This window comes from Streptomyces sp. NPDC046881 (assembly GCF_040645015.1).
Taxonomy (GTDB): Bacteria; Actinomycetota; Actinomycetes; order Streptomycetales; family Streptomycetaceae; genus Streptomyces.
Map to the genome: position 1 here is coordinate 66,554 of NZ_JBEYXJ010000032.1, position 10,447 is coordinate 77,000.

At 75.0% G+C, this 10,447-nt stretch carries 9 protein-coding genes and 1 pseudogene; 3 read left to right on the forward strand and 7 right to left on the reverse strand.

The features are described from left to right. Nucleotides 1-20 precede the first annotated feature (20 nt). A pseudogene (locus ABZ923_RS17980) lies at nucleotides 21-1,757 on the reverse strand (SelB C-terminal domain-containing protein); the annotation flags it as partial. After that, nucleotides 1,757-3,133, reverse strand: coding sequence for an L-seryl-tRNA(Sec) selenium transferase (gene selA / locus ABZ923_RS17985; RefSeq protein WP_361472210.1), 1,377 nt, complete (start codon nucleotides 3,131-3,133; stop codon nucleotides 1,757-1,759). The pseudogene ABZ923_RS17980 and the gene selA, both read right to left, overlap by 1 nt. Before the next feature lie 131 nt (nucleotides 3,134-3,264). Here selA and ABZ923_RS17990 point away from each other — a divergent pair, with 131 nt between their 5' ends. Beyond that, a complete protein-coding gene (locus tag ABZ923_RS17990; protein ID WP_361472213.1) occupies nucleotides 3,265-3,639 on the forward strand; it encodes a hypothetical protein in 375 nt (124 codons plus the stop codon). A gap of 11 nt (nucleotides 3,640-3,650) precedes the next feature. On the opposite strand, the gene ABZ923_RS17995 is transcribed toward ABZ923_RS17990, so the two are convergent. The 3 genes from ABZ923_RS17995 to ABZ923_RS18005 all read right to left on the reverse strand — a co-directional run bounded on the left by ABZ923_RS17995 (nucleotide 3,651) and on the right by ABZ923_RS18005 (nucleotide 6,020). Continuing rightward, nucleotides 3,651-4,664 carry an MASE1 domain-containing protein gene (locus ABZ923_RS17995; protein WP_361472242.1) on the reverse strand — a complete coding sequence of 338 codons (1,014 nt, stop codon included), beginning with the start codon at nucleotides 4,662-4,664 and terminating at the stop codon, nucleotides 3,651-3,653. A gap of 96 nt (nucleotides 4,665-4,760) precedes the next feature. Continuing rightward, a complete protein-coding gene (locus ABZ923_RS18000) occupies nucleotides 4,761-5,591 on the reverse strand; it encodes a PP2C family protein-serine/threonine phosphatase (protein ID WP_361472216.1) in 831 nt (276 codons plus the stop codon). 108 nt (nucleotides 5,592-5,699) lie between these two features. Further along, a complete protein-coding gene (locus tag ABZ923_RS18005; protein ID WP_361472219.1) occupies nucleotides 5,700-6,020 on the reverse strand; it encodes a hypothetical protein in 321 nt (106 codons plus the stop codon). Nucleotides 6,021-6,229: 209 nt separating this feature from the next. Between ABZ923_RS18005 and ABZ923_RS18010 the strand changes: the two genes are divergently transcribed. Beyond that, nucleotides 6,230-6,544, forward strand: coding sequence for a hypothetical protein (locus ABZ923_RS18010; RefSeq protein WP_361472222.1), 315 nt, complete (start codon nucleotides 6,230-6,232; stop codon nucleotides 6,542-6,544). A gap of 35 nt (nucleotides 6,545-6,579) precedes the next feature. Here ABZ923_RS18010 and ABZ923_RS18015 read toward each other — a convergent pair whose 3' ends face one another. Both ABZ923_RS18015 and ABZ923_RS18020 read right to left on the reverse strand, forming a co-directional pair. Continuing rightward, nucleotides 6,580-7,272: an alpha/beta hydrolase gene (locus tag ABZ923_RS18015; RefSeq protein ID WP_361472224.1), complete on the reverse strand. Its 693-nt coding sequence runs from the start codon at nucleotides 7,270-7,272 to the stop codon at nucleotides 6,580-6,582. A gap of 205 nt (nucleotides 7,273-7,477) precedes the next feature. Beyond that, entirely contained in the window at nucleotides 7,478-8,686 is a 1,209-nt protein-coding gene (locus tag ABZ923_RS18020) for a hypothetical protein (protein WP_361472226.1), read from the reverse strand. 174 nt (nucleotides 8,687-8,860) lie between these two features. On the opposite strand from ABZ923_RS18020, the gene ABZ923_RS18025 reads away from it, so the two are divergent. Beyond that, nucleotides 8,861-10,306, forward strand: a complete 1,446-nt coding sequence (locus ABZ923_RS18025) for a glyceraldehyde-3-phosphate dehydrogenase (RefSeq protein ID WP_361472228.1) — start codon at nucleotides 8,861-8,863, stop codon at nucleotides 10,304-10,306. Nucleotides 10,307-10,447 lie beyond the last annotated feature (141 nt).

Below are 10,447 nucleotides of genomic sequence, written 5' to 3' on the forward strand. Positions count from 1 at the left end.
CGGCAGCGCCGGTGCTGGTCGTCGACCCGTTCGGTGAAGCCCCGGGCGTCCAGGAACTCCAGCAGCGGTACGGCGACCCGGCGGGTGGTGTCCAGTGCGCGCCGGGCCTCGCTGAGTGTGAACGGCTGTGGCAGCGCGCGCAGTACGGCGGCGGCGTCGGCGTCCGCGCCGGGCAGCAGCACGATGCCGTCGGCGATCCGCAGCAGCGCCCCGGCGGCCGCCGCCGCGGCCAGCGCACGGCGGTCCAGGCCCAGTTGGGCGAGCCGCCCGGCCTCGGGGGCCCGGAACGGGGTGCGGGCGAGGTCCCGGCGCAGGGCGTCCACCGCGGCGCGGACGGGTGCGGGCAGGGCGGGGCGGAGACTGCCGGCGGTGTGCAGCCGGCCCTGGCGGGCGTGGATCGCGGGCAGGGCCGCGGCCAGCGCGTCGACCAGGGCGCGGTCGGGCAGGCCGAGCAGCCGGCGGGCCGCCTCGGTGGGCAGGCCGGGCTCCAGCGGATGGGTGCGGGCGTACTCCACGACGTGGCCGGCCAGCCGGTCCTTCAGGGCGTTCCAGTGCGCGGTGTCGGCCAGCCAGTCGCCGGCGACGGGCTCGCCGGGCACCGGGACGCCCATCGCCCGCAGGTCGGCGCGCCGGACCAGCTTGCGGCGGTGCAGCTCGGCGGCGCCGTCCGGGCGGCCGGTCATCGTCTCCAGCTCGGCCGCGCGGGCCCGGCCGGCGCCGCGCCGGGCCAGCCGGGGCGGCCGTACGTCCAGCACGGTGACCCCGCAGGGCGTGCGGGTGCCGCCGGGCTCCCGGAGCACCGCGCGGTCGCCGACCCGCAGGGGCAGCCCCCGGCGCAGGGTGAGCCGGGCGGTGTCCGGGCCGAGCGGGCGGACGGTCACCGGCACCGCGGCCGTCCCGATGTGCAGGGTGACGCACCGGGGCAGGTCGGCCGCCGGCTCCCCGGTGACCCGTACGTCGGCGAACTCGGTGCACAGCCAGCGGTCCGGGGTGAGCAGCACCTGTCCGCGCCCCAGGCCGGTGTCTCCCTGGCCGTGCACGTTGACGGCGACGCGGGCCACCGCGGCGACGGCCTCCCGCTGCTCGTGCAGGCTCTGCAGACCGCGCACCCGCACGACGGCCGATCCGTCCGCGGTGACCAGCCGGTCGCCCACGCGCAGGGTGCCCGCGCCGAGGGTGCCGGTCACCACGGTGCCGTGACCGCGGACGGTGAACGCCCGGTCGAGCCAGAGGCGCACGTCGGCGTCCGTGTCGGGCGGGGGCAGGGCGTCCGCCAGCCGTGCCAGTTCGGTGCGCAGGGCGTCCAGTCCCGCACCGGTCACGGCGCTGACGGCGACGTGGGGCACCTTGCCGAGGGAGGTGGCGGCCAGCCGCTCCACGGCGTCGGCGCGCACCCGTTCCGGGTCGGCGAGGTCGCTGCGGGTCACCGCGAGGACGGCGTGCCGGACGCCGAGCGCGTCGAGGATGGCCAGGTGCTCCTCGGACTGGGGCTGCCAGCCCTGGTCGGCGGCGACGACGAACAGCACGGCGGGGACGGGTCCGACACCGGCCAGCATGGTCGGCACGAACCGCTCGTGCCCGGGCACGTCCACGAAGGCGAGGTCGTCGCCGCCGAGGCGGGTCCACACGAAGCCCAGGTCCAGGGTGAGACCCCGGCGGCGCTCCTCCTCGTACCGGTCGGGCTCCATGCCGGTGAGGGCGCGGACCAGCGCGGACTTGCCGTGGTCGACGTGGCCGGCGGTGGCGAGGACCCGCATCACGCCCGCCCCTCCGCGGTGGTCCGGGCCGACCGTACGGCCTCGGCCAGCCGGTCGTCGTCCTCCGGCGGCACCGCTCTCAGGTCCAGCAGGCAGCGGCCCGCCTCCAGGCGGCCGACGACCGGGACCCGCCCGGTGCGCAGGGCGGCGGCGTACGGCTCGGGCAGGGACAGCGCCGCGCTGGGCAGGGTGACGCCGGGTGCGCCCCCGCCCCCGACCGTGGCCGCGCTCTCGACGGCCCGTACGTCGATCCCGTCGGCGGCCAGCGCGGTGGCGAGCCGGTCGGCGCGGGCCCCGAGGGCGGCCGGGCCGGCGGTGAGGGCGAGGGCGGTCGGGGTGGGCGGGCCGGTGAGCGTGGCCTCCAGGGCGGCCAGCGTCAGTTTGTCGACGCGCAGGGCGCGGGCCAGCGGGTGCCGGGCGAGGGCGCGGACCAGATCCGCCCGGCCGAGCAGGAGCCCGCACTGGGGTCCGCCGAGCAGTTTGTCGCCGCTGGCGGTGACGAGGGCGGCGCCGGCCCGCAGCTGGGTGTCGGCGTCGGGCTCCTCGGGCAGGGCGGGGTGCGGGGCGAGCAGCCCGGAGCCGATGTCGACGACGACGGGGACGCCGAAGCCGGTGAGTTCGGCGACCTCGGCGGAGCGGGTGAAGCCGGTGATCCGGAAGTTGGACGGGTGGACCTTGAGCACGAAGCCGGTGTCCGGGCCGATCACGGCCGCGTAGTCGGCGGGGGTCGTGCGGTTGGTCGTACCGACCTCGCGGAGCCGGGCGCCGGTGGAGACGAGCAGGTCGGGCAGGCGGAAGCCGTCGCCGATCTCCACCATCTCGCCCCGGCTGACGACGATCTCCCGGCCGGCCGCGAGCGCGGTGGCGGCCAGGACGAGTGCGGCGGCCCCGTTGTTGACGACGTGCGCGGCGCCGGCGGCCGGTACGCGGGCGTGCAGCGCGGCGAGCGCGGAGCGTCCCCGGCGCGCCCGTACGCCGGTCGTCAGGTCGAGTTCGACGTCCGTGGGCCCGGCCGCCTCCCGGACCGCCTGCCGGGCGGCGGCGGACAGCGCGGCCCGGCCGAGGTTGGTGTGCAGCAGCACCCCGGTGGCGTTGATCACCGGGCGCAGGCCGCTCGCGGTGCCGGGCAGCAGGTCGAGGGCGGCCCGCGGGACCTGTTCGGGCGGTATGGCACCCGCGCGGGCCCGCTCCTGGGCCTGCCGGACGGCGGCCTTCACCCGGTGCGCGCCGAGCCGGTCCACGGCCGCGGCCAGCCGGGGGTCGCGCAGCAGGGTGTCGGTGCGCGGGATGCGGCGGCGTACGTCGGCCGGCGGCTCCCCGGGGGCGCTGCGCGGGGTGGTCTCGCCCGTCCGTCCTGCTACCGGCCGCTGTTCCATGCCGCCCCTGTCCCTCCGGTCCGGCCCCGTGCCCGTACGGTTCGGCCCATCGTCTCCCAGTGCCCCCGGCGGGCCGTCCGACACGCCGGACGGACGTTGGCGGCGGCCGTCAGCCGGGTACCCGGCGGCGCATGAAGGACCACGACCAGGATCACGACCACGACTTCGAGCGTGAGCGGCAGGACGAACACGCGACGGCGGCCGAGCGGGCCGCGCGCAGGCAGCGCGAGGCGGACCGCGAGCGCGCGCGTTCCGAGCCGTTCGACTACCCGTATCCGGAGCGCCGGGCGGGGGTGCGGGCCCGGCGTCACATCAGCGAGGCCGCGGCCGCCGCGGACACCCCGCCGGGGATCCCCGGGGGCTACGGCACGACCGGCGGCGGACAGCCGGGCGGCACCGGCGCCGCCCATCCGCCGAACCCCGGGCGCCGTGGCACGGCGGCGGGGACGCCGGCCGCGGAGCCCGGCGGTGACGACGAGGGGCCGGTGAACCGCTCGGACCGCTGACCGCGCGGGGTTCACGGGGCTCCGGTCGGCCATGACCGGTCGCCGAGGCCGTCGGGGTCCGCCGGCGGCCGGGGCGGCGGGGCCTCGCCCGCGGTGAGGTGTTCCAGCACCTCCGCCAGCTCCTGGCAGGCCTGCTCGACCGAGCGCCGGGTCTGGCGCTGCTCGGTGATCAGGGCGGACAGCAGCAGCGCGGTCAGAGCCATGGCGCCGTTGAACGCCTGGAGCTTCACCATGACCTCGATGCGGTTCAGCCCGGCGAACGCGCCGGCGCCGTCCGTGGCGGCGACGGTGGCCACCACGGAGGTCAGCAGCGCGCAGAGCACGCTGCCGACCAGTTGGAAGCGCAGGGCCGCCCAGATGATGAGCGGGTAGACCAGGAAGAGCATGCTGACCGAGGTGTAGACGGCGAGCGGTACGACCGCGCAGGCGACGACGGCCAGCGCGGTCGCCTCCTTCCAGCGGCCCAGGGGCAGCGGCCTGCGGGCCTGGTGCAGCAACAGCAGCAGCGGGGTGACGATCAGGACGCCCATCGCGTCGCCCACCCACCAGGCGAACCAGACCGGCCAGAAGCTGTGGGCGGCCAGGCTGCCCTTGAGGACGAGGACGCCCGCGCCGACGGTCGCGCTCACCACCATGGCGCCCAGCGCGGCGAGGAACACCAGGGCGAGTCCGTCGCGCAGCCGGCTGAGGCCGGTGCGGAAGCGGGCCCGGCGCAGCAGCAGGACCGCGCACACGGGGGCGGCGGTGTTGCCGACGAGGACGCCGAGCACCTCGGGTCCGGGTGTGGTCAGGGACAGGACGGAGAGGAAGGCGCCGAGGGTGATGCCGGGCCAGCAGCCCAGGCCGAGGATCAGCAGCGCGGCGACGGCGACGCCGGTCGGCGGCCAGATCGGGGTGAAGACGGCGCCCCCGACGGTCAGCTCGCGCAGCAGGCCGAGCCGGGCCGCCGCGTAGTAGCAGGCGGCGACGGCCAGCGTCTGGACGGCGTAGCCGACCGGCCGGCGCAGCTCCTCGATACCCACCACAGCAGCCATCTCACACCGGTGGGCGCCGGTCGGCGAGGCGAGGCGTGGTTTCCTCCGGTTCTCCGGCCGGGGCGGGGGCCGCGCTGCGGTGCCGGTTCAGGGCGGGCCGCCGGGGCCGTCCAGGCCGACGACCAGGACGGCGGCGTCGTCCTCGTGCCCGACGCTTTCGGCGCCCTTGATCACGGCCGCGGCGAGCGCGCGGGCCTCCAGACCGGCGACGGCGGCGATCCCGGCGAGCCGCACGACCTGGTCGAGGCCGTCCTCGACGCTCAGCGACGGCCCCTCCACGATCCCGTCGGTGACCAGGACGAAGACTCCGCCGGTGGTGAGCCGGTGCCGGGTCACCGGGAACTCCATGCCCTGTTCGATGCCGAGCGGCGGGCCGCCGGCGTCGTCGACGACGCCGGACTTTCCGTCCGCCGTGGCCCACACGAAGGGTATGTGGCCGGCCCGGGCGCTCTCCAGCACCCCGGTGGCCGGGTCGAGCCGCATGAAGGTGCAGGTGGCGAACAGCTCGCTGCCCAGGGAGAGCAGCAGGTCGTTGGTGCGGGCCAGGAGTTCGCCGGGGTCGCCGGTGACCGAGGCGAGCGCCCGCAGCCCGGCCCTGACCTGGCCCATGAAGGCCGCGGCCTCGATGTTGTGGCCCTGCACGTCACCGATGGACAGTCCGATCCGGCCGTCCGGCATGGTGAAGGCGTCGTACCAGTCGCCGCCCACGTTGAGACCGAGGTTGGCGGGCGTGTACCGCACCGCCAGATGCAGGCCGGGGGCGGTCGGCAGGTCTCTGGGCAGCATGCCGCGCTGCAGGGCGAGGGCCAGTTCGACCTGGCTGCGCTGCACCTCGGCCCGCTGGCGTGCCTGGGCGGTGAGCGAACCGAGTCGGGCCAGCAGCTCGTCGCCTTCGTCCGTGGAGCGCTTGCGGGGCATCGATCACTTCCGGCGGGGCGGTGGCTCGGGGCGGGCCGGTCGCCTGCATGTCTGGCAAACGCCTAGATTTTACCGAAATCGGGTGATCACACCCCAGGGTGAAGCGCGTCAGCGGACCTCGGAGTCGATGCCGGTGATCACCGCGGGTCCGAGCGGCGCGGTCCGCTCGTCCAGGCCCGCGTCCCGCAGCGCGGAGTCCGCGAGCCGGCGGGCCGCCTCCTCGGCGTGCGGGCCGGTGTCCGCCTCGACGGTCAGGCGGAGGGTGAAGGTGTTGTCGTCGTTGACGCTCAGCACGTCCAGGTCCTCGGCGTCGCCCATGCGGGTGCCGTGCGGATCGGCGGGCCGCAGCGCCCGGGCCAGCCGATTCCGGGTGCCGGCCTCCACCCCGGTGACGAAGGTGCCGGGGACGCTGATCACGTAGGTCGTCATGAGACGGTCCTTTCCTCGGGCGTCCCCTCGACTACCCCGATTCGCGCGCTTCGCACCGAGGGCCGTCGGGACGGCACCGCCGCGCCGCCGCCGTCCCCCGGACGGTGGACCGCCCGTGTGGGCTCCGGGGCCGGACGGAGCCGGAGTGGGAGATTGCCGGTGCGGCCTCGTCCGCTCCTCCCCCGTCCCCCGTTCGCGAAGGAGACCTCATGCGCCTGCGCCGTCCGCTCGCCGCCGTCCTCGGCGGTCTCGCCCTCGCCCTGACCACGGCGGGTTCCGCGCTCGCCGCCGACGGCACGTTCCTCTGGATCGGGCCCCAGGGCAAGGCGTACGCCCTCGACAGCCCGCCGGACCACCAGTGCTTCGACATGGCCCAGGAGGCGCGCGCCGCCCGCAACGCGACGAAGAAGCCGCTGGTCATCTACTCCCGGAAGAAGTGCAAGGGCTCCGCCCTGCGGCTCGCCCCCGGCCACTCGGCGCCCGACGGCACCCGCTTCGCCAGCGTGATCTTCAACCGCCGCTGACCGTACGACACTCCCCCGGGGGGCTTGAGCCCCCCTCAGATCCAGCCGTCCAGGGCACCCATGAAGGCGTCGAGGTCGTCGCGGTACAGGGAGTGCCCGGCGCCCTCGACGGTCCGGACCTCGAAGCCCCGCTGCACCAGCTCCGCGCCGAGGCCGGGCCGTACGAGGTCGCTCGCGCCGGCCAGCAGCACCAGCGAGGGCACCACCGGGTACGCCGGAGTGCGGCTGACCGAGTAGATGTCCGGGAGGACGAGGGCCGTGGCGGGGTCCCAGTCGGCGAGCGTGGCCAGTTCGACGTCCACGTCGGTGTCGTCCCAGCGCGGGTTGAGGCTGCTGATCATCGTGCGGTTCGCAGTCTTGAAGACGGTGAAGTACACGGACGCCTCGACCAGTTCCTTGCGCAGGTCCCAGGCCGGGTCGCAGTAGACGGCCCGGGCGGGTGCCAGCCGTTCGACGGCACCGGCCAGCGCCATCGCCCCGAGCGAGTGGCCGATCGCCAACTCGGGCCGCGCCGGGAGGGTTTCGACGAGGTCGTCGGCCCAGGTCCCGGGGCTGTACTCGCCCCGCCCGCTCGCACCGTGCCCGCGCAGGTCCACGCCGATGACCCGGTACCCCTTGTCGGCGAGGACGGGCGCGACCCGGTGCCAGGTGCGGTGGTCGGACATGATCCCGTGGACGAGGACGGCGATCCGGTCGCCGGTCCCCCACTCGTGCGTGTGCAGCCTCATCGGCGCCGCCTTCCCCGTCGGCCTCGAGCCGATCATGTCACCACGGCCGACGCCCGATCCACTTCCGGCGCGGCGGACCGGGTGGCGCCCGCCCGCGCCCGCGCGTCGGCGTGCCGCACAGGTCCGGCCCCGAGGCAGCCGGAGGCCGGCCGCGGCCGTCCGGTGGCCAACCGGCGGGAACGGTCGGCGTGCGGCGGGCGGTGGCTCACAGCGGGGAGTGGGCCACCGCGGTCACATAGGCGCCGGCCAGCAGGGAGGCCAGGGCGAGGGCGCCGTACACCACCACCGCCGGGGGCCGGTGCAGCCACCAGGCCCGCGCGAGGCCCCGTGCCATCGGGATGAGCAGCGGGAAGGCCGGCAGCAGGAACCGCGGCTTGGAGGAGAAGGAGCCGGAGCCGCCGAGCACGAGCAGGATCAGGACGCCGGAGAAGACCACCAGGACCAGCGGGGCGCGGTCCAGGCACAGCAGCACGAACAGCAGCACGCTCACCGCGACGATCAGGAGGGCCGCCGGGTAGACGACGCCCCCGCCGTGCAGCAGCAGGGCCTTGAGGAAGCGCACCGAGCCGACGCCAAAGTCGAAGCGGGAGCCCCAGGCGCTCTGCACCGAGAAGTAACCGCCGAGGACGTCTCCCGTGCGGCTGCCCACCCAGAGCACATAGCCCAGCCAGCCGAGCGGGGCCAGGAGCGCGCCGGTCCACAGCCGCGCCGGGGCCCGGCCGCGCCGGCGCAGCACCTCGCACCCGGCGGCGAGGGAGACGGCCACCGCCACCGCGACGCCGCTGGGCCGGGACAGTCCCGCCAGCGCGGCCAGGCTGCCGGCCCACAGCCAGCGGCCCTTCAGCACGCTGTACAGGGACCAGGCGGCGAGGGCGGCGAACAGCGACTCGGTGTAGGCCAGGGTGAGTTCGACCGCGTGCGGCAGGGCGGCCCACAGGGCGACCAGCGCGGTGGCGACACCCCGCCCGTACAGGAGGTGCCCGACGCGGTAGACGCCGTACGCGGCCACGCCCGCGGCCGTCCAGGCGATGAGCAGGCCGGCCTGGCCGGGGGTGAGCGGCAGGACGGTGGCGAGCGCGCGGATGAGCGCGGGGTAGAGAGGGAAGAACGCCCAGTCGGTCTGGACGGCGCCCGTGGGGCCGATCCAGATGAGGCGGCCGTAGCCGTGCGTGGCGATGTGCAGGTACCAGCGCGAGTCCCAGGAGTGGGCCAGGTTCCTGACCAGCGGGTGGCCGCGGAGCTCGTTCGTGAGGATCACCGCGAGGATCCCGGCGAGCCGCAGGCCCGCGAAGAGGGCGAGGGCCGGCAGGAATCCCTGGGGCGCACCGGCGGCGGCCGGCCGCGGCAGCCGGGGGCGGCGCAGGGGCCCGGCGGGGGCCGTCGGCTCGGGCCGCGGCACGGAGGAGGTACTCACGTCGTCGACCTTGGTCACGCCCAGGTACGGGTGCAATTCACGACCCGGGTTTCTTACGCGGATCCACCCCTATTCACGAATCCGGACGCACCCGGGGTGACGCCCACCCCCAGCCAAGGGCCTGATCAGGGTGTGGTTATCATATGAGCGCTGCCTAGCTCGAAAGATGGATCTGTGACTGTCAACGACGACTCGTTCACCAACTGGAAGATCCGCGAGGAGATCGCGGAGTCGATGATCCCGCTCATCGGGAAGCTGCACCGCGAGCGGGACGTGACCGTCCTGCTGCACAGCCGCTCCCTGGTGAACAAGTCGGTGGTCAGCATCCTCAAGACGCACCGCTTCGCCCGGCAGATCGCCGGTGCCGAGCTGTCCGTCACCGAGACCATGCCGTTCCTCGAGGCGCTGACCGCCCTCGACCTCGGACCTTCCCAGATCGACCTCGGCATGCTGGCCACCACCTACAAGGCCGACGACCGCGGTCTGAGCGTGGCCGAGTTCACCGCCGAGGCGGTCGCCGGCGCCACCGGCACGAACAAGATCGAGCGCCGCGAGCCGCGCGACGTCGTCCTGTACGGCTTCGGCCGCATCGGCCGCCTCGTCGCCCGCCTGCTGATCGAGAAGGCGGGCTCCGGAAACGGCCTGCGCCTGCGCGCCATCGTCGTGCGCGGCGGCGGCGCCCAGGACATCGTCAAGCGCGCCTCGCTGCTGCGCCGCGACTCCATCCACGGCCAGTTCCAGGGCACCATCACCGTGGACGAGGACAGCAGCACCATCGTCGCCAACGGCAACGCCATCAAGGTGATCTACGCCGACGACCCGTCGCACGTGGACTACACCGAGTACGGCATCCGGGACGCCATCCTCATCGACAACACCGGCAAGTGGCGCGACCGCGAGGGCCTGTCGAAACACCTGCGCCCCGGCATCGAGAAGGTCGTGCTGACCGCGCCGGGCAAGGGCGACGTCCCGAACATCGTGCACGGCGTCAACCACGACACCATCAAGCCGGACGAGCAGATCCTGTCCTGCGCCTCCTGCACCACCAACGCGATCGTCCCGCCGCTGAAGGCCATGGACGACGAGTACGGCGTGCTGCGCGGCCACGTGGAGACCGTCCACTCGTTCACCAACGACCAGAACCTGCTGGACAACTACCACAAGTCCGAGCGCCGGGGCCGTTCCGCGCCGCTCAACATGGTGATCACCGAGACCGGTGCCGCCTCCGCCGTCGCCAAGGCGCTGCCCGACCTCAAGGCGAAGATCAGCGGCAGCTCGATCCGCGTCCCGGTGCCGGACGTCTCGATCGCGATCCTCAACCTCCAGCTGGCCCGCGAGACCACCCGCGAGGAGGTCCACGACTACCTGCGCGAGGTGTCGCTGACCTCGCCGCTCAAGCGCCAGATCGACTTCATCACGGCGCCCGACGCGGTCTCCAGCGACTTCATCGGCTCCCGCCACGCCTCGATCGTGGACGCCGGCGCCCTGAAGGTCGACGGTGACAACGCGATCCTCTACCTCTGGTACGACAACGAGTTCGGCTACTCCTGCCAGGTCGTCCGGGTCGTCCAGCACGTCTCGGGCGTGGAGTACCCGACGTTCCCGGCGACGGCGGTCTGATCCGCCGGACCCGCGCACGCGTACGGCCGCCGACCGGGGTCACCGGTCGGGGGGCGGTGTGGCGGGCGCGGGGGGTGCGGGCGCGGCCGGCCGGGGGCGGGGGGCCCCGGGGCCCGCCCGGTGGCACGGGTGGTATGGGGC